This window comes from Streptomyces sp. JLBJ103, assembly GCF_058215575.1.
Window position 1 is genome coordinate 4,871,113 of the sequence record NZ_CM177089.1, and the last position, 23,781, is coordinate 4,894,893.

The 23,781-nt window shown below is 69.5% G+C and carries 25 protein-coding genes; 16 read left to right on the forward strand and 9 right to left on the reverse strand.

Annotated features, from left to right (window positions below; translation table 11 throughout):
- Positions 1-155 precede the first annotated feature (155 nt).
- On the forward strand, positions 156-941 hold the full coding sequence (locus tag AC4BEG_RS21400) for a S16 family serine protease (RefSeq protein WP_490701356.1): 786 nt from the start codon (positions 156-158) through the stop codon (positions 939-941).
- On the opposite strand, the gene AC4BEG_RS21405 is transcribed toward AC4BEG_RS21400, so the two are convergent.
- The 4 genes from AC4BEG_RS21405 to AC4BEG_RS21420 all read right to left on the reverse strand — a co-directional run bounded on the left by AC4BEG_RS21405 (position 880) and on the right by AC4BEG_RS21420 (position 3,708).
- Complete coding sequence (locus AC4BEG_RS21405) at positions 880-2,274, reverse strand: MFS transporter (RefSeq protein ID WP_490701357.1); 1,395 nt, start codon at positions 2,272-2,274, stop codon at positions 880-882. The genes AC4BEG_RS21400 and AC4BEG_RS21405 overlap by 62 nt on opposite strands.
- Positions 2,275-2,313: 39 nt before the next feature.
- Positions 2,314-2,514: a hypothetical protein gene (locus AC4BEG_RS21410; protein WP_490701358.1), complete on the reverse strand. Its 201-nt coding sequence runs from the start codon at positions 2,512-2,514 to the stop codon at positions 2,314-2,316.
- 47 nt (positions 2,515-2,561) lie between these two features.
- Positions 2,562-3,158: an ArsR/SmtB family transcription factor gene (locus tag AC4BEG_RS21415; RefSeq protein WP_490701359.1), complete on the reverse strand. Its 597-nt coding sequence runs from the start codon at positions 3,156-3,158 to the stop codon at positions 2,562-2,564.
- 82 nt (positions 3,159-3,240) lie between these two features.
- Positions 3,241-3,708, reverse strand: coding sequence for an Lrp/AsnC family transcriptional regulator (locus tag AC4BEG_RS21420; protein ID WP_490701360.1), 468 nt, complete (start codon positions 3,706-3,708; stop codon positions 3,241-3,243).
- Between the two features lie 146 nt (positions 3,709-3,854).
- On the opposite strand from AC4BEG_RS21420, the gene hppD reads away from it, so the two are divergent.
- Together hppD and AC4BEG_RS21430 are read left to right on the forward strand one after the other, a co-directional pair.
- Entirely contained in the window at positions 3,855-5,000 is a 1,146-nt protein-coding gene (hppD, locus tag AC4BEG_RS21425; protein ID WP_490701361.1) for a 4-hydroxyphenylpyruvate dioxygenase, read from the forward strand.
- A 148-nt stretch (positions 5,001-5,148) separates the two neighbouring features.
- Entirely contained in the window at positions 5,149-6,516 is a 1,368-nt protein-coding gene (locus tag AC4BEG_RS21430) for an FAD-binding oxidoreductase (RefSeq protein ID WP_490701362.1), read from the forward strand.
- Between the two features lie 15 nt (positions 6,517-6,531).
- Here the strand turns inward: AC4BEG_RS21430 and AC4BEG_RS21435 are convergent, their stop codons facing one another.
- The gene (locus tag AC4BEG_RS21435) at positions 6,532-7,299 is read right to left on the reverse strand and encodes an SCO2400 family protein (RefSeq protein ID WP_490701363.1); all 768 of its coding nucleotides are present in this window, start codon (positions 7,297-7,299) and stop codon (positions 6,532-6,534) included.
- Between the two features lie 443 nt (positions 7,300-7,742).
- Between AC4BEG_RS21435 and AC4BEG_RS21440 the strand changes: the two genes are divergently transcribed.
- From AC4BEG_RS21440 to AC4BEG_RS21450, 3 genes are all read left to right on the forward strand, one after another.
- Complete coding sequence (locus AC4BEG_RS21440) at positions 7,743-9,359, forward strand: RDD family protein (RefSeq protein WP_490701364.1); 1,617 nt, start codon at positions 7,743-7,745, stop codon at positions 9,357-9,359.
- A gap of 76 nt (positions 9,360-9,435) precedes the next feature.
- Positions 9,436-10,053, forward strand: coding sequence for an RDD family protein (locus tag AC4BEG_RS21445; protein ID WP_490701365.1), 618 nt, complete (start codon positions 9,436-9,438; stop codon positions 10,051-10,053).
- Between the two features lie 83 nt (positions 10,054-10,136).
- The gene (locus tag AC4BEG_RS21450) at positions 10,137-10,637 is read left to right on the forward strand and encodes an RDD family protein (protein WP_490701366.1); all 501 of its coding nucleotides are present in this window, start codon (positions 10,137-10,139) and stop codon (positions 10,635-10,637) included.
- Positions 10,638-10,667: 30 nt separating this feature from the next.
- Here AC4BEG_RS21450 and AC4BEG_RS21455 read toward each other — a convergent pair whose 3' ends face one another.
- Complete coding sequence (locus tag AC4BEG_RS21455) at positions 10,668-10,955, reverse strand: hypothetical protein (protein ID WP_490701367.1); 288 nt, start codon at positions 10,953-10,955, stop codon at positions 10,668-10,670.
- 331 nt (positions 10,956-11,286) lie between these two features.
- Between AC4BEG_RS21455 and AC4BEG_RS21460 the strand changes: the two genes are divergently transcribed.
- Both AC4BEG_RS21460 and AC4BEG_RS21465 read left to right on the forward strand, forming a co-directional pair.
- Entirely contained in the window at positions 11,287-13,674 is a 2,388-nt protein-coding gene (locus AC4BEG_RS21460; protein ID WP_490701368.1) for an immune inhibitor A domain-containing protein, read from the forward strand.
- A gap of 133 nt (positions 13,675-13,807) precedes the next feature.
- Positions 13,808-14,125 carry a hypothetical protein gene (locus AC4BEG_RS21465; RefSeq protein ID WP_490701369.1) on the forward strand — a complete coding sequence of 106 codons (318 nt, stop codon included), beginning with the start codon at positions 13,808-13,810 and terminating at the stop codon, positions 14,123-14,125.
- A gap of 65 nt (positions 14,126-14,190) precedes the next feature.
- Here AC4BEG_RS21465 and AC4BEG_RS21470 read toward each other — a convergent pair whose 3' ends face one another.
- Entirely contained in the window at positions 14,191-14,775 is a 585-nt protein-coding gene (locus AC4BEG_RS21470; protein ID WP_490701370.1) for a nicotinamidase, read from the reverse strand.
- Positions 14,776-14,912: 137 nt separating this feature from the next.
- Positions 14,913-16,247 (reverse strand): nicotinate phosphoribosyltransferase, encoded by a 1,335-nt coding sequence (locus AC4BEG_RS21475; RefSeq protein ID WP_490701371.1) that lies wholly within the window; start codon positions 16,245-16,247, stop codon positions 14,913-14,915.
- A gap of 80 nt (positions 16,248-16,327) precedes the next feature.
- Here AC4BEG_RS21475 and clpS point away from each other — a divergent pair, with 80 nt between their 5' ends.
- The 8 genes from clpS to AC4BEG_RS21515 all read left to right on the forward strand — a co-directional run bounded on the left by clpS (position 16,328) and on the right by AC4BEG_RS21515 (position 22,034).
- Positions 16,328-16,636 (forward strand): ATP-dependent Clp protease adapter ClpS, encoded by a 309-nt coding sequence (gene clpS, locus AC4BEG_RS21480; RefSeq protein WP_254751341.1) that lies wholly within the window; start codon positions 16,328-16,330, stop codon positions 16,634-16,636.
- A complete protein-coding gene (locus AC4BEG_RS21485) occupies positions 16,636-17,244 on the forward strand; it encodes a DUF2017 domain-containing protein (RefSeq protein ID WP_490701372.1) in 609 nt (202 codons plus the stop codon). Before clpS ends, AC4BEG_RS21485 begins: the two co-directional genes overlap by 1 nt.
- Before the next feature lie 208 nt (positions 17,245-17,452).
- Positions 17,453-18,877, forward strand: coding sequence for an amino acid permease (locus AC4BEG_RS21490; protein ID WP_490701373.1), 1,425 nt, complete (start codon positions 17,453-17,455; stop codon positions 18,875-18,877).
- Between the two features lie 136 nt (positions 18,878-19,013).
- Positions 19,014-19,436 (forward strand): M67 family metallopeptidase, encoded by a 423-nt coding sequence (locus AC4BEG_RS21495; protein WP_201877096.1) that lies wholly within the window; start codon positions 19,014-19,016, stop codon positions 19,434-19,436.
- Between the two features lie 89 nt (positions 19,437-19,525).
- Positions 19,526-19,642, forward strand: a complete 117-nt coding sequence (locus AC4BEG_RS21500) for a putative leader peptide (RefSeq protein ID WP_355857429.1) — start codon at positions 19,526-19,528, stop codon at positions 19,640-19,642.
- Positions 19,643-19,755: 113 nt separating this feature from the next.
- Entirely contained in the window at positions 19,756-20,088 is a 333-nt protein-coding gene (locus AC4BEG_RS21505) for a MoaD/ThiS family protein (RefSeq protein WP_490701374.1), read from the forward strand.
- The gene (locus tag AC4BEG_RS21510; protein WP_490701375.1) at positions 20,088-21,038 is read left to right on the forward strand and encodes a PLP-dependent cysteine synthase family protein; all 951 of its coding nucleotides are present in this window, start codon (positions 20,088-20,090) and stop codon (positions 21,036-21,038) included. Before AC4BEG_RS21505 ends, AC4BEG_RS21510 begins: the two co-directional genes overlap by 1 nt.
- A gap of 243 nt (positions 21,039-21,281) precedes the next feature.
- A complete protein-coding gene (locus tag AC4BEG_RS21515) occupies positions 21,282-22,034 on the forward strand; it encodes an MBL fold metallo-hydrolase (protein ID WP_490701376.1) in 753 nt (250 codons plus the stop codon).
- A gap of 247 nt (positions 22,035-22,281) precedes the next feature.
- On the opposite strand, the gene AC4BEG_RS21520 is transcribed toward AC4BEG_RS21515, so the two are convergent.
- Positions 22,282-23,523: a PTS transporter subunit EIIC gene (locus AC4BEG_RS21520; RefSeq protein ID WP_490701377.1), complete on the reverse strand. Its 1,242-nt coding sequence runs from the start codon at positions 23,521-23,523 to the stop codon at positions 22,282-22,284.
- Between the last annotated feature and the right edge of the window lie 258 nt (positions 23,524-23,781).

Consider the following 23,781-nt stretch of genomic DNA (forward strand, 5'->3'; position numbering starts at 1 on the left):
CGGGCCGTCGCCCCGCTCGGTGCGGTGGCGGCCCCGAGCGCTCAGGAACGGTCAGGGCAGGGAACGGTCAGCGGGGCGGCAGGAACGGTCAGGGCGCCGGTAGGAACGGTCAGGGCGGCGGCACGGTCATCTCGGGCGTCAACTAGATTCACAGCATGGCTGCCGTCTCCCCCCGCGCCCGCATTCTCATGATCTGCTCCGCGATCGTGCTCGCCCTGCTGGCGGTCGCCGCGTTCGTGCCGCTGCCGTTCACCATCGCCCAGCCGGGCACCACCGTGAACGTCCTGGGCTCCGACCACGGGAAGCCGGTGATCACCATCTCGGGAGCCGGCACCCGCAAGACCACCGGGCAGCTGCGGATGACCACGATCGTGGCGACCGGACCGGACGCCACCGTGCGGCTGGGGGACGTGATCGACGGCTGGCTGGACACCGACCGCGCCGTGATGCCGCACGACTCGGTCTACGTGGGCGGCACCACCGAGGAGATCGAGCGGCACAACACCGAGGAGATGGAGAAGTCGCAGTCCACCGCCACCAGCGCGGCGCTCGGCTATCTCCACCGGTCGCCGAAGGACGTCAAGGTCACCCTGCGGCTGGCCGATGTGGGCGGGCCGAGCGCCGGGCTGCTGTTCTCGCTCGGCATCATCAACAAGCTGGACGGCGACGGCAGCGGTGGCGATCTCACCGGCGGGCGGACGATCGCGGGCACCGGCACCATCGACGCCAAGGGCAAGGTCGGCGCGGTGGGCGGCGTTCCGCTGAAGACCCAGGCGGCCAAGCGGGACGGCGCGACGGTCTTCCTGGTGCCCAAGGACGAGTGCGCGGACGCGAAGGCCGAGCTCCCCAAGGGGCTCCGGCTGATCCCCGTCACCACCCTCAAGGGCGCGGTGTCGGCTCTGCGGGAGCTGCGCTCGGGCGGGGCGGTCCCGCGCTGCTGAGCGCGGCCGGGACCCCCGCCGCCGGGGCCGGTGGGGGCGCCGGGTCCGCCACGGTCTGCGTCGCCACGGGTTCGCGGTCCATGCCACGCCAGACCGGGAAGGCCAGCGGGCTCAGCGTGGTCAGGAAGTACACCCCGCCGGTGACAAGGAACGCGGTGGTCAGCCCCGCGCCCTCCACCAGATAACCGGCCGCGAGCCCGCCCAGCGGGATCACCACCCACACCCCCGCGGTGAGCGCCCCCATCACCCGGCTGCGCAGCTCGTCCGGTACCGCCTCGTACGTCACCGTGGTGAGGATCGGATTGAGCATGCCCGCCGCGAGCCCGCTGACCACCATCGTCACGGCGAGCGGTGGAAGGCCGGGGACGAACGCGGCGACCGCGAACCGCGGCAGCCCGCAGAGCAGAAAGCAGACCCCGAAGACGGTACGCCGCGGGAACCGGTCACCCACCGCCCCGTACAGCAGCGCGCCCGTCAGCGCCCCGCCGCCGAACAGCGCGGTCACCAGCCCGAGATCGACCGAACCGTCCAGGTGGTGTTCGGCGTGCACCGGCAGCAGCACCGAGGAGTAGCCCTGGTCGAGGCCGTTGGTGACCATCACCATCAGCACGATGGCCAGCAGCAGCCGGTGGCGCAGCAAGAACGCGTACCCCTCGCGGAGTTCGGCCCGGTACGCGCGGAGCGAGACCGGCGCGGCCGCGCGGCGCGGGGCGGCCGCGGGCAGTCCGCGCAGCCCCGCCGCGATCAGCAGCGCGGAGACCCCGAACGTCACCGCGTCCAGCAGCAGTACGGAGGCGGGGCCGAGTAAGGCGATCAGCACACCTCCGAGGGCCGTGCCCAGCATCCGGGCGCCGCGCGAGGCACCGTCGTAGAAGCTGGCCGCGCGGCTGAGGGTGGTGCCCGCCCGTTCGGCCAGCGCGGGCACCAGCACCTCGCGGGCCGTCTCACCCGGTGCGTGCAGCAGTCCGGAGAACGCCATCAGCGCGCACAGCTGCCAGAACCGCAGCAGTCCGGCGAAGTGGAGCAGCGGGATCGCGGCGACGGCCACCCCGCACAGCGCGTCCGAGGCGATCGAGACCCGCCGCCGCCCCAACCGGTCGATGACCGGTCCGCCGACAACGGCGGAGACGACCACCGGGAGAGTGGCGCAGAACGCGACGAGCCCGGCCCTGGCGGCGCTGCCCGTGGTCTGGAGCACAAACCACGGGACGCCGATCAGGGTGAGTGAATTCCCCGCGATGGAGATGGCGTTGGCGGTGAGAACGAGTGTAAACGGCCGTCGGTCGGGTCTGCCGCCGGGTCTGCCATCGCCCTTGCTGTTGTTGTCGCTCATGGTCCCCCCTGGATTCCACGTATCCCCTGTACGCCTCGGTCAGTAGTCGAGCCGTGCCGTCAGTGCCGCCCGCGGTCCCCTCGGCGTCGCCAGCCGCAGCCCGACCTCCACGAGCGTCCAGCCCAGCCGGGTGCGCAGCGGGCGGGCGTCCGGGCGGTGCGTGGCCGCGTCCCGGGCTTCCTGTCGCAGGCGTTCGGCGCGGATGCGGTGCAGCCGCAGATGGATGTCGTCGCTGTACACAGGTATCCCCCCTGGATTCCCCGGACTTCCTGATTCCCTGGGTTCGGTCAGTGCTCGTCGCGCGGGAAGGCGTGCAGATGGACCCGGAACCGGGCCGAGTTCTCGGTGTCCTGGTCCACCTCCTTCTCGCGGTAGTTCTCGATCACTTCGTGAAGCCTGTCGCGCATTTCCTCGGCGAGTTCGGGCGTCAGCCGGAGGTTGAAGTCACTCATGTCCGAGGCGAGACGCCATTCCGACGACCAGGTGTGGAGAGTGCCGAGCCAGGTCGACAGCTCCTGCCCGTGCACCGTGGCCCACTCGTGCAGCAGGGTGTTGATCGCCCCGCGGACGGACGGGTCGGGATGGGTGAGGAACTCGTCGGAACCTACGCGGGTACCCCGCTGTGCCGCCTTCCACCATCGCTCCCGGCCCTTGCCGCGCTCCGGGTCGTCCGTGACGAAGCCGTGTGCGGCCAGCTGCCGCAGGTGGTAGCTGGTGGCACCGCTGGACTCGCCCAGCCGCTCGGCGAGTTGGGACGCGGTCGCCGGTCCGTACTCGCGCAGCGCGCCGAGCAGCCGCATCCGCAGCGGGTGGGCGAGCCCGCGCAGGGAGCGCGGGTCGAGCTCCCGTACGTCGTCGGGCAACGGCTTCTTGTTCTCTGCCATGCCGGGAAGGGTAAGCATGCAAAGATTCCGTTGCAAGGACTTCTTTGCAACGGAATCTTTGGATCCGCTCACCGCCCCCGGATCAGTCCCGCGCCGCCTGCTGCACCAGCGGGATGATCCGCAGCGGCACCGGGTTCTCCATCACGATCGCCGTCGAGGCCCGGACGATCCCCTCGAACCCCACCACCAGGTCGATCACCCGCTGGAGATCGGCGTTCGAGCGGGCGACCAGACGGCACAGCATGTCGCCGTGGCCGGTGGTGGTGTGCAGCTCCAGCACCTCCGGGACGCCCGCCAGATGTGTCCGTACGTCCGCCCCCTGGCCCTGCTTGATCTCCAGCGTGGCGAACGCGGTCACCGGATAGCCCAGCGCCGCCGGATCCACCTCCGGACCGAACCCGCGGATCACCCCCTGCGCCCGCAGCCGGTCCAGCCGCGCCTGCGCCGTACCGCGCGCCACCCCGAGGCGGCGGGACGCCTCCAGTACGCCGATCCGCGGCTCGCGCGCGAGCAGCTCGATCAGCCGGGCGTCGAGCGCGTCGATCCCCATGGGCACCTCCCGTCACTTGATGACCACCCCTGTGATGGTGGTCACTGTGTGCAGAATGCCGCCTCCGCTGCGCGTGTGGCTATACAGAGTGCCCAGCGTTTTCGCGAACTATTGCGCACCCTGAATCACGGGGAGACGCTTTCTGTATGACTGAGATCCTGAACCCCACCCCGTCCACCGCGCGGCAGGCCGACCCCTTCCCGGTGAAGGGGATGGACGCGGTGGTCTTCGCGGTCGGCAATGCCAAGCAGGCGGCCCACTACTACGCCACCGCCTTCGGCATGAAGCTCGTGGCCTACTCCGGACCGGAGAACGGCAGCCGGGAGACCGCCAGTTACGTCCTCGTCTCGGGCGGCGCCCGCTTTGTGTTCACCTCCGTCATCAAGCCCAGCACCGACTGGGGCCGTTTCCTGGCCGAGCATGTCGCCGAGCACGGCGACGGGGTCATCGACCTGGCCATCGAGGTGCCGGACGTACGTGCCGCGTACGCCTACGCCGTCGAGCACGGCGCCACCGGTATCGAGGAGCCGCACGACGTCAAGGACGAGCACGGCACCGTGGTGCTCGCCGCCATCCGCACCTACGGCAACACCCGCCACACCCTGGTGGAGCGCAGCGGCTACGACGGCCCCTACCTGCCCGGCTATGTGGCCGCCGAGCCCATCGTCGCCCCGCCCGCGAAGCGCACCTTCCAGGCCATCGACCACTGCGTGGGCAATGTGGAACTCGGCCGTATGGACGAGTGGGTGGCCTTCTACAACAACGTCATGGGCTTCACCAACATGAAGGAGTTCGTCGGCGACGACATCGCCACCGAGTACTCCGCCCTGATGTCGAAGGTCGTCGCCGATGGCACCCGCAAGGTGAAGTTCCCGCTGAACGAGCCCGCGGTCGCGAAGAAGAAGTCGCAGATCGACGAGTACCTGGAGTTCTACGGCGGCCCCGGCGTCCAGCACATCGCGCTCGCCACCAACGACATCGTGGCCACCGTCCGGACCATGCGGGCCGCCGGGGTGCAGTTCCTGGACACCCCCGACTCGTACTACGACACCCTCGGCGACTGGGTCGGCGACACCAGGGTGCCGATCGAGACGCTGCGCGAGCTGAAGATCCTCGCCGACCGCGACGAGGACGGCTATCTGCTCCAGATCTTCACCAAGCCGGTCCAGGACCGGCCGACCGTCTTCTTCGAGATGATCGAGCGCCATGGCTCGATGGGCTTCGGCAAGGGCAACTTCAAGGCCCTGTTCGAGGCGATCGAGCGGGAGCAGGAGAAGCGCGGAAACCTCTGACCTTTCCTGTATCTCCCCCCCTGACGGCCCCGGGCGACCCCCCACCGCCCGGGGCCGTCGTATGCCCCGCGCGGCTGACGCCGACGACCGCCCGTTCGTCCACCGTGGCGATCTTCCCTGGCGGGCAGCCGGATGCGACGCTGGAGGCATGACCGACCTCATCGAGTTGCTGCGGGAGGGCCTCCCCGAGGAGGCGGTGCTGACCGACCCCGATGTCACCGGGTCGTACGCACACGACATGGCCAGCTTCTGCGAGGCCGGCACACCCGCCGTGGTTGTCCTCCCCCGCACCGTCGAGCAGGTGCAGCACATCTGCCGTACCGCCACCGCGCTGCGCGTCCCGGTCGTCCCCCAGGGCGCGCGCACCGGACTGTCCGGCGCGGCCAACGCATCCGACGGCTGCATCGTGCTGTCCCTGCTCAAGATGGACCGCATCCTGGAGATCAACCCGGTCGACCGGATCGCGGTCGTGGAACCGGGCGTGGTCAACGCGACGCTGTCCCGCGCGGTGATGGAGCACGGGCTGTACTACCCACCGGACCCCTCCAGCTGGGAGCAGTGCACCATCGGCGGCAACATCGGCACCGCGTCCGGCGGGCTGTGCTGTGTGAAGTACGGGGTCACCGCCGAATACGTACTGGGCCTGGATGTGGTGCTGGCGGACGGGCGGCTGATGCGCACCGGCCGCCGTACCGCCAAGGGCGTCGCGGGCTATGACCTCACCCGGCTGTTCGTCGGCTCCGAGGGCAGCCTCGGCATCGTCGTACGGGCGGTGCTCGCGCTCAAGCCCAGCCCGCCCGAACAGCTGGTGCTGGCGGCCGAGTTCCCCTCCACGGCCACCGCGTGCGACGCCATCTGCCGGATCATGGAGCGTGGACACACCCCCGCGCTGCTGGAGCTGATGGACCGTACGAGCGTCCGCGCGGTCAACGCGATGGGGAACATGGGGCTGCCGGAGACCACCGAGGCGCTGCTGCTGGCCGCCTTCGACACCCCCGACCCGGCCCGCGACGTCGCCGCCGTCGGCGAGCTGTGCACGGCGGCGGGCGCCACCGAGGTGGTCCCGGCCGAGGACGCCGCGGAGTCCGATCTGCTGCTCCAGGCCCGCCGGATGACCTTGACCGCCCTGGAGGCGGTCAAGGGCGTCACCATGATCGACGACGTCTGCGTACCGCGCTCCCGGCTGGCCGAGATGATCGACGGCACCGCCGCCATCGCCGAGAAGTACCGGCTCACCATCGGTGTGGTCGTCCACGCAGGTGACGGCAACACCCACCCCACCGTCTGCTTCGACGCCTCCGACCCGGACGAGTCCCGGCGGGCCCGGGAGTCGTTCGACGAGATCATGGCGCTCGGTCTGGAACTGGGCGGCACGATCACCGGTGAGCACGGCGTCGGGGTGCTCAAACGGGAGTGGCTGGCCCGTGAACTCGGCCCGGTGAGCCTGGAGTTGCAGCGCGGCATCAAGGACGTCTTCGACCCGCTGGGCCTGCTGAACCCGGGCAAGCTCTTCTGACCACCGCGCGTCCGCTCACCCCTCGCGGTCCGGGGACGACGCGGAGCCGGACGGTGTGGGCGTGGCCGTCCCCGACGCCGTGGGCTTCGGGTGGCTGGTCGACGAGGGCTTGGGAGGCTTGGGCGTGTTGCTGGGCCGCCGACTCGGAGTCTCCTTGGGCGGTTTGCGGGTGGCCGACGGCGACGCGCTGGTCTTCTCGGACTCCGGTTCGCTGGTGCTCGGCGACGGCCGGGGCGGTTCCGCCGTACGCGGGGGAGCGGTGAACGTGGGCCGCGACTGACGGCTGGCCCGGTCCGGCTCACGTGTCGCGGACGACGCCGCGTTGCCGGGGGTGGACTCCGACGGATCGGCCCCGGGCTCGTGGGATTTTCCGTTGTCCCGCTCCGACACCGTGTGCGACGGACTCTGCGACCGCTGGGCCAACAGCAGCGAACCGGCGGCCAGTCCGCCGACCACCGCGAGGGCTGCCACGGCCATCGCCCCGCGCCGCCGCCGGTTCCCTCCGGGGGTGCCGCGCCGCCGCCGTGAGCGGTGGTCCGGCTCCGTGAGCGTCACGGCACCGAGCTGAGCGGTCAGCGGGGCGACGGCGTCGGACACGGAAGCCTCCGCTCCGCGGTCGGCCCCGAAGACCTGCTCGGCGATGGCCCGCGAGCTCAGCTCCTTGGGGTCGGCCGGTCCGGCCAGCGGGTCGTACGCACCGCACTCCGGGCAGGTCACAACCCCGTTGAGAGTCCTGCGGCACGAGGCGCAGTAGTCCATCTGTTGCCTTTCCGTCGTCGGCACGTCCCGCGCCGCCCTCCTGAGGCGATCGGCCCGGGGGCGGGCTCGGTTTCCGTGCCGGATGGTGCGGTCCACCGTCCGACGCGGTATCACGTAACGGTAACGGCCGACCGAAACCAGGTACGCCACCCCGCCCTGTGGTGTTCAACTCCCCGGCCGGCCAAACCCCCATCGTGGCCCGATTCACACACCGGGGCGGCGGCTCGCCGCGGGCGGACGCCCGGTTGTTCGTACGACCGCGTTATGGCTCGACGGCTCGCACGGGAGGGTGGTGCCGTGGTGTGACGGGCACATGACGTCGTCGCGTCTGATAGACCTTGACGCGCGCGCTCCGGGTTGCACTGCGGCTCTTGTACGGCACACTGCTTAGGCCCCCCCACCCGCGAGGCACCGCACAGGCGCAGCGCAGGACAGCACGGCAGAGCAGATACGGGATATCGGAGATCATGAGCGCCTCTACCTCGGGATCCGCGGACGGTAGCTCCATTCCTGGCTTTTATCCGGATCCGTCCATCCCCGGCTACATCCGTTACTGGAATGGCGCGGCCTGGGTGCCGGGCACCAGCAGGCCCGCACCGGCCGAGGGCGAGTCCATGCCCGCGCCGCCGCCCGGCGTCACCCACACCCAGGTGATCGCCCCGGCGGGGGACGAGACCGGGCCGATGTTCCTGGACGAGGACCCGGCGCCTAGCTCCGCGGAGGAGACCGGCGGGGCGCTCCCCGAGTTGCGGCCGCGCGGGGAGATGGATGTACGGGACACCGGCGCGGGTGGCGCGGGCGGGGTGGGCGGTGCGGGGGCCCAACCGGTGCCGCCCGGTGGCACCGCGGGCCCGGTGGACTGGGACGATCCGCGGCGGCTGCACGGCTCCCGGCCCGAGCCCGCCACGGCCTGGCAGGCCGACGCCGCGCGGCAGGGCGGGTTCGGCGGTGAGCAGGACCACCGGGTCTCCTGGGGTTCGGAGCACGACGGGCCGGGCGGCGCCCCGGCCGGGCCGCTGCCCGGGGTGCCCGATCCGCGGCGCGCGGCGGAGGACCCGGCCGGTGGTGGCGCCCAGCCGGGCGGCCCGGACAATTCCACGCTGACGATGCGTGGGGGCGGGACCCGGCCGCCGAAGGACCGTTCCAGCCAGGCGCTGCCGCCGGTCCGGCGGAACCCGGAACTGCCCCCGGCGGACGGCGGGGAACTGGCGCCCGCTTCCGGTGACGGCACGATGTCGATCCGCGCCCCCCGTCCGCAGAGCGGCAAGGACGCCCCCGCGACCGGCCAGAGCCAGAGCCAGGGGCAGGGGCAGAGCCAGGGGCGGGACCAGGGCACCATGGCGTTCCGCGCGGTCGGCCGCCAGGGTGCCGGTACGACACCCCCGGCCCAGCCGCAGCAGCCACAACAGCCGCAGCAGCCCTACGGCGGTGTGCCCCCGCAGGGCGGCGCACCGAGCGGACCGGCCTGGCAGCAGCAGGTGCACCAACTCGCCCAGCAGCACGGGCAGCAGGCCGGACAGCAGGGCGGTGCGCCCGAGGGCGTCATCCCCTGGAAGCCGCCCGTCGACAACCCCTTCCTCCAGGCCGCCCAGAGCCAGGGGCGGCCCGCCGCGCTCGGCCGCCGTCTCATCGCCCGGCTGATCGACACCGTCGTCCTGCTCGGCATCGTCGGCGCCGCCGCGCTGCCCCTGTGGAACAAGGCGAGCGACCACATCGACGAGAAGGTGGAGACGGCGAAGCAGACCGGCGAGACCGTCACCGTCTATCTGCTGGACGGCACCACCGGCGGCTATCTCGGCATCGTGCTCGGTGTGCTGCTGGTGCTCGGCATCGTCCTGGAAGCGCTGCCCAACGCCGTCTGGGGACGCACCCTGGGCAAGAAGCTGGCCGGGGTACGGGTGCTGGACATCGAGAGCCATGACAAGCCGTCGTTCGGCGCCGCGCTGCGCCGCTGGCTGGTCTACTCGGTGCTGGGGCTGCTGGTGATCGGTGTGCTCAACGTGATCTGGTGCCTGTTCGACCGACCGTGGCGGCAGTGCTGGCACGACAAGGCGGCGCGCACCTTCGTGGCGGCGTCCGGCTGAGGCGGATGGACCATCCGGGTCGCCCGAACGGGGCATGCCGGATGCGGCGGCCCCGGCTCCGGGTTCGACTCGGGCCATGAGCACCGACCAGCCGCCCCCCGGGGCCGATGAGCCCCCGGACCGGGGCAGCGATCCGTTCGCCAAACACCCCCCGACCGGCGGCGCCGAGGGCACCGGCGGTACCGGGAGCACCGGCGGCACCAACGGCACCCCGTACGGCGAACACCGTGACGAAGGCGATCCGCTCGCGGGCATGCCCCCGCTGGCGCATCTGGGCCGCCGTCTGATCGCCCGGATCATCGACGCGCTGCTCATCGGCATTCCGGTGGGTCTGGTCATGGCCGCGATCCTGGGCGGTTATGACCCGGTCGACGGAAGCGCCCGGTCATCCACCGTCACCATTGTGTACGTGCTGATGTACTTCATCTACGAAGGATTGATGCTCACCCGCTACGGCCAGACAGTGGGAAAGAAGGCGATGAAGATCCGGGTCGCGATGCTGGAGAACGGCCAGACGCCGGCCGGTCAGCCCGGCTGGGTGCGCGCCGGGATCTACGCCCTCCCCGAGATCGTGCCCTGCTGCGGCTTCGTCTTCTGGCTGGTCAATGTCCTGTGGTGCACCTGGGACCGGCCGTACCGGCAGTGTCTGCACGACAAGGGGGCCAAGACGGTCGTGGTTTCCGCCGTGCCCTGACGCCGCGTCCCGAGGCCGTGCCCGCGGAAGTTCCGCCGACCCTGAGCTACCGACCCGTCAAGGGCTGCTGATGTAATCGGGGCATGAGCCCCGATCCGCTGACGCCGCCGCAGAACCCTCAGTTCGCCGGGATGCCGCCGCTGGCGACGCCCGGTAAGCGCTTCGCCGCCCGGCTCATCGACACCGTTGTCCTGGGAGCCATCTGGACGGTGGCACTGACCGCCACCGGTGCGCTCCAGTACGCGCTGGACCACCCGGGCAAGCAGGATACGGGCAAGGTGACACTGGCACTGGTGATCAGTATGGCGGTCTATTTCGGCTACGAGGGGCTGATGCTGTCCCGTACCGGTCAGACGCTCGGCAAGATGGTGCTGCGGATCCGGGTCGCGATGCTCTCCGACGGGGACATCCCGGGGCGGCAGGGCTGGGTGCGGGCCGCGGTGTACGCACTGCCGGGGATGCTGGTGCCGGTGCTGGTCGGCACGGTGTTCTGGGTCGTCAACTCGCTCTCGCTGTTGTGGGACAAGCCGTACCGGCGCGCGCTGCACGACAAGGCGGCGCGGACCGTTGTGGTGACGGCCTGAACAACAGCGGCAACAGCGGCAACAGTTGCGTCAGCCGTGGAACGAGTGCTCGCCGACGCCCGCCGTCTCGGCGGAGGCATGCGCCGGAGTGCCCGTCCGCGGCCGGTTCGTCCGGACCGTACGGGAGCCCTGGGGCACATGGGCCGCACGGGCGAACGGCCCGGTGACGGCCACCAGGAGCCCGAGCAGAAGACCGGCCACGGCGATGCCCCCGACCCACAGTGCTGACGTGGCCTGGGACAGCAGCAACAGGGCGAAGGTCGTGAGTACGACGGTGGCCGAACCGTAGGCGAGCTGTGCAGGAGTCGGACGCGGCATGGCGGGATCCGTCCTCAAGGCATCGGTATGCGGGGGGTTATGCGTCTGGCAGGAGTCAGGCTGATGTGCACCGTCAAAATGACTCTACGGTGCTGGATGCCCGAGGGGGAACGCCGGTAAGCGTGACCTCACCCACGGTGCCGTTGCATGAGGGGCGCACGGAATCATCGCGCCGTCCAACTAGCGAGATGGACGCGCCCGTTGGCGTCCGGTAACCGGTAACCCGCAAACCGGTGAACGTACTTGTCACACCAGCCCAAGTCAAGGTCTGTCTTTTCTCCTGCCACTCCGGTCAAATGTCCGCACCGGCGTAAAGGGGAGGAATCAACAAGTGAAGAGACAACGGAGGGCGGCCAGATCGGCTGCCATAGCCACGGTGGTGGCCGCGCTCGGCGCTGCGGCCCTGTCCACCGGCATGGCACAGGCAGACGCACCGTCTACGCGAGTGGAACGTCATGACCCGGCGCCCACGAAGACGGATGTGAAGCACGATCTGGACGGCCCCTACAGCAAGACGCAGGAAGCGCAGCGCGAGGAGGCCCTGCGTCAGGTCATCTCCGGGGAAGCCAAGGCCACCAAGCGCGGTGGGTCGCAGGTGGTGAAGCTCGGCAAGGGGAAGTACGTCGAGCTGGCCCGGGAGAAGACGGACAAGATCTTCACCATCCTGGCCGAGTTCGGCGACAAGGTCGACAACACCACGATGGTCGACCCGGACGGCGACGGCCCCAAGCCCCCGGTGAAGAAGTACGGCGGTGACCCGGGCCCGGCCCACAACACCATCGCCGAGCCGGACCGCAAGGACGACAACAGCACCGCCTGGCAGAAGGACTTCAACCGCCAGCACTTCCAGGACCTGTACTTCTCCAAGGACAAGAAGAAGGAGTCCCTGAAGAAGTACTACGAGCGGCAGTCCTCCGGCCGGTACTCGGTCGACGGCGAGGTCTCCGACTGGGTCAAGGTCGACTGGAACGAAGCCCGCTACGGCTCCAACTACTGCGGTGACACCAACTGCTCCAACGCCTGGGACCTGGTCCGCGACGGGGTCAACCAGTGGGCCAAGGACCAGAAGGCGGCCGGCCGTACCGACGCGCAGATCAAGGCGGACCTGGCCAAGTACGACCAGTGGGACCGCTACGACTTCGACAACGACGGCAACTTCAACGAGCCCGACGGCTACATCGACCACTTCCAGATCGTCCACGCCGGTGAGGACGAGTCCGCGGGCGGCGGCGCCCAGGGCGAGAACGCGATCTGGGCGCACCGCTGGTACGCGTACGGCCCCGACAAGGGTCGCACCGGCCCCGGGGAGAACAAGTCGGGCGGTACGCAGATCGGCGACACCGGCATCTGGGTCGGCGACTACACGATGCAGCCGGAGAACGGCGGCCTCGGGGTCTTCGCCCATGAGTACGGCCATGACCTCGGTCTGCCGGACGAGTACGACACCAGCGGCAAGGGCGAGTCGTCCGTGGCCTTCTGGTCGCTGATGTCCTCCGGTTCCTGGCTGGGCACCGGCAAGGACTCCATCGGTGACCTCCCCGGCGACATGAACGCCTGGGACAAGCTCAAGCTGGGCTGGCTGAACCACGCCACCGCCAAGGCCGGGAAGAAGTCGACGCACACGCTGGGCGTCGCCGAGTACAACACCAAGAACAAGCAGGCGCTGCTCGTCCAGCTGCCCGACAAGCCGGTCACCACCGAAGTGGTCAAGCCCGCCGAGGGCGCCAAGCAGTGGTGGAGCGGGATGGGTGACGACCTGAAGAACACCCTGACCCGGTCGGTGGACCTCACCGGCAAGTCCAAGGCCACCCTTGACCTCCAGGGCTGGTGGGACATCGAGGACAACTACGACTACCTCTACGCCGAGGTCTCCACGGACGGCGGTGCCAACTGGACGCCGGTGGACGGCACCGCGGACGGCAAGGCCATCCCGCGGGACGCCGCCGACCAGCCGGCCCTGACCGGCACCTCGGGCGCGTACAAGAAGCTCTCCTTCCCGCTGGACGCCTACGCGGGCAAGAAGATCGACCTGCGCTTCCGCTACCAGACCGACGGCGGGACGGCGGGGAAGGGCTTCGCGGCCGACGCCATCACGCTGACCGCGGACGGCTCCCAGGTCTTCTCGGACAACGCCGAGGGTGACGACAACGGCTGGAAGGCCACGGGCTTCTCGCGTATCGGCGCCTCCTTCACCAAGGACTACCCGCAGTACTACCTCGCCGAGAACCGCCAGTACGTGTCGTACGACAAGACCCTCAAGACCGGTCCGTACAACTTCGGTTGGACCTCCACCCGGCCCAGCTGGGTCGAGCACTTCCCCTACCAGAACGGTCTGCTGATCTGGAAGTGGGACACCTCGCAGCCGGACAACAACGTCAGTGCCCACCCGGGCAAGGGTCTGATCCTGCCGATCGACGCGCACCCGACCGCCGAGAAGTGGGCGGACGGCTCGCTCATGCGCAACCGGTTCCAGGCATACGACTCGCCCTTCAGCTGGTACCCGAGCGACGGCTACACCGTCCACAAGGACGGGAAGGCCGCCACGGTGAAGCGCAAGGCGGGCATCCCGGTCTTTGATGACGGTAAGGGGACGTACTGGGACCAGAGCAACCCCACCGGTGGTGTGCAGGTTGCTGACACCAACACCCGGATCAAGATCCTCAAGGAGCTCCCGGGCGGCTCGGCGATGACCGTACGCGTCGGACCGTCAGCTTCATAAATCAACAAAATCTGCGTCTTAGCAGGTCAGAGCGGTAGCGGCCGCCGCCCCCTAGCGGGCGGCGGCCGTACGCGTTTAGATGCCCCTACGACCTTCTTATTGACACGACGTCTCACGGGGGACATGAACCGCAATGGCCGATGGAGGATTCACCAAGCTGCCCGGCGGCAATGTGGTGGTCGCGATCACCCTGCCGCGCCCGCTGGGCGACGGCGGCGTCCGCGTCCTGGTGCACGCCGCCAACCGTCAGCGCGCCCTGACCAGGCTGCGCAATCTCGGGCTCCGCGCCGTCTATCTGCGCGGCAACAGCGCACCGCCGACACCGGATGAGGTGACGGCGGTCCTGCACCATCCGGACGGGCTGGTCTGGCGCACCGCGCCGGACGGCGGAGGGGAGCTCTGGCACCCCATCGCCGCCCTGCTCAGGCCCCCGGCGGCGCATACGCCCTAAGCGCCCCAAGGGGGCCCCTTGAGCCGCGGTGCGGCCGACGGGCCCCCGAGGCGCGCCCCCGGGCGTCAGATGATCGGGGTGCCGGTCAGCTCCACACCCGCGGCCCGCATCTCCTCCAGGGCCTGCCCGGTCGTCTTCTCGGCGACCCCGGCGGTCAGATCCAGCAGGACGTGGGTGGTGAACCCCTCACGGCGCGCGTCCAGCGCCGTGGCCACCACACAGTGGTCGGTGGCGATGCCGACCACGTCCACCTCGGTCACCCCTCGCTCGCGCAGCCAGCGCGCCAGCGAGGTGCCGTGCTCGTCGCTGCCCTCGAAGCCGCTGTACGCCGCGGTGTACTCACCCTTGTCGAAGACCGCGTCGATCGCCCCGGAGGCGACGACGGGCGCGAAATTCGGGTGGAATCCGATGCCCTCGGTGCCCGCGACACAGTGCGGCGGCCAGCTGTCCACGTAGTCCGGGCTGGCCGAGAAGTGATCACCCGGCTCGATGTGGTGATCACGGGTGGCCACCACATGGCGGTAACCGGGCGTCGCCTCCCCGATCAGATCCGTGATGGCGGCGGCGACCTCGGCCCCGCCCTTCACGGCGAGGCTGCCTCCCTCGCAGAAGTCGTTCTGGAGGTCGACCACAATCAGTGCCCGGTGCATGACACATGCCTTCCGACGGGAAACGGACAGGACCGGGAAACGCCTCGGCCCGAAGCGGGTGGTGTGGTAGTGGCTGTCACCGAGGGTAGACACTCGGCGCCGGATCCGGCAGTGGGCATGGTCCGCCCCGCCCCCTTTCAGCTCCGCAGATATTCCGTGGCGATCACCGGCTCACCGCGTGAGAGCTGGGTCGCCGACAGCGGCAGCCCCGCCCGTGCCACCCGGTGCCGGTCGCGCGCCGCGTCCAGTGGCTCACGCCCGACGATCTCGCCGCCGCGCACCAGCTCCACCAGCAGCTCCCGCCCGGCCAGCTCCGCCGGGATCTCGCCACCGCCGATCACCTCGGCCTCGGCCACCCCGTCGGCGTCCAGCCGCCGCGCCGCCCACTTGCGGCCGCCCACCGAGCTCTTGGCGCCCATGGACTTCTTGGCCACCGGCAGCAGCGGCGCCCCGGGTTCGTCCGAATCCGCCCGCGCGACCAGCTTGTAGACCATCGAGCAGGTGGGGTGGCCGCTGCCGGTGACCAGCTGGGTGCCGACCCCGTACGCGTCCACCGGGGCCGCGGCCAGCGAGGCGATGGCGTACTCGTCGAGATCGCTGGTGACCACGATCTTCGTACCCTTCGCGCCCAGGTCGTCCAGCTGCTGGCGCACCCGGTGGGCGAGCAGTAGCAGATCGCCGGAGTCGATGCGCACCGCGCCCAGCTCCGTACCGGCGATCTCCACCGCGCTGCGCACCGCCTCGGCGACGTCGAAGGTGTCCACCAGCAGGGTGGTGGCGCTGCCGAGCGCGTCGACCTGGGCGGTGAACGCGTCACGCTCGGTGTCGTGCAGCAGGGTGAACGCATGGGCGCTGGTGCCCACGGTGGGGATGTTGTAGCGGAATCCGGCCGCGAGATCGGAGGTGCTGGCGAAGCCGCCGACGTAGGCGGCGCGCGAGGCGGCCACGGCGGCCAGTTCATGGGTGCGGCGCGCGCCCATCTCGATCAGCGGGCGGTCGCCCGCAGCCACCGACATCCGGGACGCGGCGGCGGCCACCGCGGAGTCGTGGTTGAGGATGGAGAGGATGACCGTCTCCAGCAGCACCGCCTCGGCGAAGCTGCCCTCCACCCGCATCACCGGTGAACCGGGGAAGTAGACCTCGCCCTCGGGATAGCCCCAGATGTCCCCGGAGAAGCGGTAGTCGGCGAGCCAGGCGAGGGTGGGTGCGTCCACGATCCGGTGCTGCGCGAGGAAGTCGAGCATTCCGGTGTCGAAGCGGAAGTTCTCGACGGCGTCCAGGACGCGGCCGGTGCCCCCGACGACTCCGTACCGGCGGCCCTCGGGCAGCCGGCGGGTGAAGACCTCGAAGACCGCGCGGCGGTCGGCGGTGCCGGACCGCAGCGCGGCCTGGAGCATGGTGAGTTCGTACCGGTCGGTGAAGAGGGCGGTCGACGGCACGTCCACCGGCAGTCCCAAGTCCGCAGTGTCCATGGATCCGATGCTACCGCATTCTCGTCAGAGTGACGAGATCTGGGTGCCGGTTTGCGCGACGGCCCATACCGGGTGGCAGCATTGGGGGTGTGAGTGTCCCAGTGGAGATTGAACGTCCCGAGTCCAGTGAAGCGCCGTCGATGGTGCCGGAGCCTGACGTTCCCTGGGTGACGGTGGTGCACAACGACCCCGTCAACCTCATGAGCTATGTGACATACGTCTTTCAGAGCTACTTCGGCTACTCCAAGGACAAGGCGCACCGACTGATGCTCGATGTCCACCACAAGGGCCGCGCGATCGTCTCGAGCGGCAGCCGCGAGGAGATGGAACGCGACGTGCAGGCGATGCACGGCTACGGCCTGTGGGCGACCCTTCAGCAGGAGCGCTGATGTCGGGACGATTCGAGCCGCTGCCCGGCGGCGGTGCCGCGCTCGCCCTGGACGAGGTCGAGATCTCCATTCTGCGCAGCCTGGCCGTACAGCTCGCGGAGCTGATCGGCCCCGGTGACCAGCCGGAGGGCACGACCGATCCGCTGGACGCGCTGTTCGCCGAGGGGCCCAGCAAGCCGCCCGCCGACCCGGCGCTGGCCCGGCTGTTCCCGGACGCCTATATGGCCCCGGACGAGGAGCTCGGCGCCGAGGAGGAGAAGAAGGCGCGGGCCGCCTCCGCCGAGTTCCGCCGCTTCACCGAGAACGACCTGCGGGCGCGCAAGCGTGATGACGCCCTGGCGATGGTGCGCGACCTGGACGCGCTGACCTCCGCGGAGGTCACCCGGGACCCGGCCGTCCTGGAGCTGGAGCCGGCGAAGGCCCGGCAGTGGCTCGGCGCCCTCAACGATCTGCGGCTGGCCATCGGCACCCGGCTGGAGGTGACCGACGAGGACGACGGCGGCGAACTGGTCCAGCTGCCGGACTCCGACCCCCGTAAGCCCATGGTGATGGCCTACTTCTGGCTGGGGGGTCTTCAGGAGAGTCTCGTGGAGACGCTCATGTCGTAGGCCCTGTCCTAGTCGTTGAGTGTTCGTTTAGAGGATGCTCAAGTCCGGATAACGATCGCATCACCGCGGGCGGTTACTTTGTTACGCCGGTTAACGTTTTGTCCGCTTCTTCCTGTGTCCTGCCCCACAAACGCCTGAGTCGATCAGTGCTGTGGCCGTGGTAAATCTTCACGATCGCCAGCCGCCACGGATCGAAAGGCGCAGCAACATGACCTCAGAGGCTCCTGAAGAGGGCTATGAGCGCGGCCTTGGCAGCCGCCAGGTCCAGATGATCGCCATCGGTGGTGCCATCGGTGTCGGCCTGTTCATGGGTGCCGGTGCGAACATCGCCAAGGCAGGACCCAGCATCATCCTGATGTACGCCCTCGCAGGCGTGATCATCTTCTTCATCATGCGAGCGCTCGGCGAGCTGCTCCTCTATAGGCCGGTCTCGGGTTCCTTCGCGGAGTACGCCCGTGAGTTCCTCGGCCCGTTCTTCGGTTATGTCACCGGATGGACGTACTGGCTGATGTGGGTGGTGACCGGCATGGCCGAGCTCACCGCCGCGGCCATCTACATCAACTTCTGGTTCCCCTCGATCCCGCAGTGGGTCAGCGCCCTGGTCTTCCTGGTGGTGCTCTTCGGGGTCAACCTGATCTCGGTGAAGCTCTTCGGTGAAGTCGAGTTCTGGTTCTCGATGGTCAAGGTTACCGCGATCATCGGCATGATCGTCATCGGTCTCGGTGTGCTCACCCTGGGCTTCTCCGACGCCGGTGACACCGCCGCCGTCTCCAACCTCTGGTCCCACCACGGCGTCTTCCCGAACGGCATCGGCGACAGCCTGATGACCCTCCAGGGCGTCATGTTCGCCTACCTGGCCGTCGAGCTGGTCGGCGTCACCGCTGGTGAGTCCGAGGACCCGGAGAAGACCCTGCCCAAGGCGATCAACACGCTGCCCTGGCGCATCCTGATCTTCTACGTCGGTGCGCTGCTGGTCCTGCTGGCCGTCGTCAACTGGACCGAGTTCTCCGCGGGCGAGAGCCCCTTCGTGCACGCGTTCTCGAAGATCGGCATCCCCTTCGCCGCGGGCATCGTCAACTTCGTCGTGCTCACCGCGGCCCTGTCCTCCTGCAACTCCGGTATGTACTCCACCGGCCGGATGCTGCGCGACCTCGCCTCCAACAGCGAGGCCCCCGGGATCTTCGGCAAGCTCAACTCCCGTAAGACCCCGGCCGTGGGCATCACCGTCTCCGTCGCCCTCATGGGCATCGGCGTGATCCTCAACTACGTCGTTCCGGAGAAGGCGTTCACCTACGTCACCTCGGTCGCCACCGCCGCCGGTATCTGGGCGTGGATGATGATCCTCGTCAGCCACATCAAGTACCGCCGCGCGGTCACCCAGGGCCGGCTTCCGGCCTCGTCCTTCCCGGCCCCCGGCGGCTCCGCCTTCAGCTGGGTCGCGCTGATCTTCCTGTTCCTGGTGACCGGGATGATCGCGTACGACAAGGACGCCCGGATCTCGCTGTACGTGGGTGCGGGCTGGGCGGTCTGCCTGGCGATCGGCTGGATGGTCCTCAAGCGCCTCGGCCGCGTCTCCGACCTCCCCCGGGTCGAGCAGGCCGACGAGGGCGAGAAGGAGTTCGCCCGCAAGTGACGGCACGGCGGCGGCGCCCTCGGTGCATGCCGTGGACGGGCCCCGGACACCGGTCCGGGGCCCGTTTCCGTGCGTCCGCGACGCCGGGAGCCGAGGCCCCGTACACCCCGCCGGACGGCTTTCTTATTCTGTGGCCATGCTGACCATCACCCAGGCCCTCCGCGACCAGATCGTCGCGCACGCCCGCGCCGACCACCCCGACGAGGCGTGCGGCGTGATCGCGGGACCGGCCGGAAGCGGCCGACCCGAGCGGTTCATCCCCATGCTGAACGCGGCCCGCTCGCCCACGTTCTACGAGTTCGACTCGGGCGATCTGCTCAAGCTCTACCGCGAGATGGACGACCGCGACGAGGAGCCCGTCGTCATCTACCACTCGCACACCGCCACCGAGGCGTACCCCTCCCGTACCGACATCTCCTACGCCAATGAGCCCGGTGCCCACTACGTGCTGGTCTCCACCGCCGACGCGGACGGCGCGGGTGAGTTCCAGTTCCGCTCGTTCCGGATCGTGGACGGCGAGGTCACCGAGGAGGAGGTCGAGATCGTCGAGGCGTACTGAACCCGTTCGATCCCGTATACCGGAACCTACGCGTCCGTATCCCGGGACAGACGTCCTGGGGTCCGAACGGGAATCGATACGATGAGTTCATGGTTTTCGATGATGTGAGCGACAAGACGCCGGGCATGCTGCTCGTGGCGCGGCTCCACGTCGACCTGTGCAGGCTCGCCAGCGCGATGTGTCCGCGCCGCGCCGTGGCCGCCTGACCCGCGGCACCCGTACCAAGCCCTGCCCGGCGCCCTCGCGCGCACCCGCCACGCTCGCCCGGAGCCCTTCCGGGACCCGCCTTCCACTCCGCCCTCCGACAGGAGCCCCTGACATGGCCATCGAGGTCCGCATCCCGACCATCCTCCGCACCTACACCGACGGCCAGAAGGCGGTCGAGGCCAGCGGGACCACCCTCGCCGAGCTCTTCGCCGACCTCGAGTCCCGGCACACCGGCATCCAGGAGCGCCTGATCGACGGCGGGGAGCTGCGCCGCTTCGTCAACGTCTATCTGAACGACGAGGACGTCCGCTTCCTGGACGGCATCTCCACCAAGCTCTCGGACGGCGACAACGTGACGATCCTCCCGGCGGTCGCCGGCGGTGCTTCCGGGGCGGAGCCCCGTCCTGCCGGTGCGGCGGCCGGGCGACGGGCGGGCATGCGCTGATGCGGTACGACAGTCCCCTGGCCGCGGTCGGCAATACGCCGCTCGTCCGCCTGCCGCGGCTCTCGCCCTCCTCCGAGGTACGGATCTGGGCGAAGCTGGAGGACCGCAACCCGACCGGCTCGATCAAGGACCGCCCCGCGCTCCATATGATCGAACAGGCCGAGAAGGACGGCCGGTTGACGCCGGGCTGCACCATCCTGGAGCCCACCTCCGGCAACACCGGTATCTCGCTCGCCATGGCGGCCAAGCTCAAGGGCTACCGCATCGTGTGCGTGATGCCGGAGAACACCAGCGAGGAGCGGCGTCAGCTGCTCGCCATGTGGGGCGCGGAGATCATCCCCTCGCCCGCCGCCGGAGGCTCCAACACAGCCGTCCGGTTGGCCAAGGAGCTGGCCGCCGAGCACCCCGACTGGGTGATGCTCTACCAGTACGGGAACCCGGACAACGCGGGCGCCCACTACGCCACCACCGGCCCCGAGATCCTGGCCGACCTGCCCTCGATCACCCACTTCGTGGCAGGACTCGGCACCACCGGCACCCTGATGGGCGTCGGCCGCTTCCTGCGCGAGAACAAGCCGGACGTCCAGATCGTGGCCGCCGAGCCGCGCTACGACGACCTGGTCTACGGGCTGCGCAACCTGGACGAGGGCTTCGTCCCCGAGCTGTACGACGAGTCCGTCCTCACCACCCGCTTCTCCGTCGGCTCCGAGGACGCGGTCACCCGCACCCGTCAACTCCTCGCCGAGGAGGGCATCTTCGCGGGTGTGTCCACCGGCGCCGCACTGCACGCCGCGCTCGGAGTGGCCCGTAAGGCGGTCCGGGCGGGCGAGAGCGCGGATGTGGTCTTCGTGGTCGCCGACGGCGGCTGGAAGTACCTGTCCACCGGCGTCTACACGGCGGCCACCACCGAGGAGGCGATCGAGACGCTGCACGGCCAGCTCTGGGCGTAGAGCCCTCTGGCGGCACGGGTGCGGCGGGCGGTCCCGGAGCGGATCGCCCGACGGCCGCGGAGGAGGGCCGCGGGGGCGGCAGACCCTGGGCGGTTTCGGCTCCGTCCTGGTGATTCCGCCCACAACGCGGGCCTGTGGAGGAGCTACCTGGGCTTTAGCGCCTTACGCTCAGGGGCACCGCATGACCCCCCGCACCCGCCCATGGCCTTCGGCATGGGGACCCCTCAAGGAGGTTCCTGCTCCATGAAGCTCACCGTCGTCGGATGCTCTGGGTCGTTCCCGTCCGCGGAATCGGCCTGTTCGAGCTATCTCGTAGAGGCCGACGGCTTCCGGCTGCTTCTCGACATGGGCAATGGCGCCCTCGGCGAGTTGCAGCGCCACTGCGGTCTCTACGACCTCGACGCCGTGCTTCTCTCCCATCTGCACGCCGACCACTGCATCGATATGTGCGGATATTTCGTGGCGCGTTACTACCGCCACGACGGCGGTCGCGCCGAGGCGATCCCCGTATACGGACCGGAGGACACCGAGCGGCGGCTGGTGCAGGCGTACGACGACGTCCCCGACGAGAAGGCCATGCGGGAGGTCTTCGACTTCCGCACCCTGACACCGGGCACCTTCGAGATCGGCCCGTTCACCGTGCGCACCGAGCGGGTCTGCCACCCGGTGGAGGCGTTCGGCTTCCGGATCGAGCACGGCGGCCGCTCGCTGGTGTACTCGGGCGACACCGGCCCCTGTGAGGCCCTGGTGGAGCTGGCCCGGGGCGCGGATCTCTTCCTGTGCGAGGCGGCCTTCACGCACGGCAAGGAGGACATCCCGGGGTTGCACCTCAACGGACGCCAGGCGGGCGAGCACGCCCGGCGGGCCGAGGTGGGCTCTCTGGTGCTGACCCACATCCCGCCGTGGACGGATCCGCAGATCAACCAGCGGGACGCGCAAGCGGTCTTCGGCGGCCCGGTGGAACTGGCGAAGGCGGGCGCGGTCTACGAGGTGTAGGCCCTCCTGGGCCCACGGACACGCACAGACGGCGATGCGCCGGACCGGATTTCTCCGGTCCGGCGCATCGCCGTTGTGCGGGGTGAAGGCGGAGCGCCTAAGCGGCCTCGCCGAACTCCGGTGCGGTTCGGTCGCGCCCCGAAGGGCCGCGGGCTGTGTCGATGTGCGGCTCCGCCGCGTGGGCGCGACCAGCCACGACGCAGCCGCAGACGAACAGCGGCACTGCGCGGCTCTTCCCGCGGAGCGGCTAGCGCTTCGTTCCGGCCTCGACCGCCGCGGCGGCGTCGTCCACCGTGTCGTCCGGTTCCCGTCCCGGGGTCGGTATGTTGAACTTCGTGATCACGAAGCGGAACACCACGTAGTAGAGGACCGCGAAGGACAGTCCGATCGGGATGATCATCCAGGCCTTCTCGCTGTGCGACCACCCCAGCAGATAGTCGAAGAGGCCGCCGGAGAAGGTGAAGCCGCTGCGGATGCCCAGCGCCCAGGTCAGCGCCATGGAGACACCGGTCAGCACCGCGTGAATGCCGTACAGCACCGGCGCGATGAACATGAACGAGAACTCGATCGGCTCGGTGACACCGGTCACGAAGGCGGTCAGCGAGACCGAGAGCATCATGCCCATCACGGCCTTGCGGCGCTCGGGGCGGGCGCAGTGGGCGATGGCCAGACCCGCGGCGGGCAGGGCGAACATCATGATCGGGAAGAAGCCGGTCATAAACATTCCGGCCGACGGGTCGTCGTGGAAGTAGCGCGCGATATCGCCCTTGTAGCTCTGGCCACCGGCGGAGAAGTCACCGAACTGGAACCAGGCGAACGAGTTGAGCAGCATATGCATGCCGACGGGGATCAGCAGCCGGTTGACCACACCGAAGATCCCGGAGCCCACCGCGCCGTTGTCCGAGAGCCACTCGGAGAAGGTGTTGAGGCCATCGCCGATCGGGGCCCAGAGATAGCCGAAGGCCACCCCGTAGAGCAGGCCCGCGAAGGACATCAGGATGGGAATGAAGCGGCGTCCGCTGAAGAAGCCCAGCCAGTCCGGGAGCCGGGTGCGGTGGTACTTCTCCCACAGCACCGCGGCGGTGATACCGACCACGATGCCGCCGAGCACGCCCGGGTCCTGCGGCTTTCCGGTGACATCGCTGACGAAGCCGGTCAGTACGTTCTTGTAGACGAGGAAGCCGACGAGACCGGCGAACGCCGTGGTGCCGTCCGACTTCTTCGCGAAGCCGATGGCCACGCCGATACAGAAGAGCAGGGCCAGGTTGTCGAAGAGCGCGCCACCGGCGTGGGCGAAGATCTCGGCCAGCTTGTTCCAGCCGAGGCCGTCCTTGCCGAAGACATCGTCCTGGCCGAGCCGGCTCAGGATGCCCGCGGCGGGCAGTGCGGCGACGGGCAGCTGAAGGCTGCGCCCGATCTTCTGCATACCCTTGATCAGACCGGCACCCCGCTTCTGGGCGGGCGCCGCCGAGGCGGTGGCCGTACTCATCGGATTCCTCCTGGTGAGGCGGGCGCTCGAAGATAGGGGGTGGCCCGCAGTGTGGTCTACACCACTGAGTGGTGTAGACCTGTTGTAGCACGTGAGGATCCGATAAAGGAATCCATCGTTTCATGTGGTCTGAACCACCGGATCCCGAGGTGCCGGGGTGCCGCCCGGGGTATCAACACGCATAATGGTGTAGACCACTTGGGAGGGCGGACAATCATGGCCCTGCGAAGGTGGGCCGGCGTGGGTAACGTAGATGGA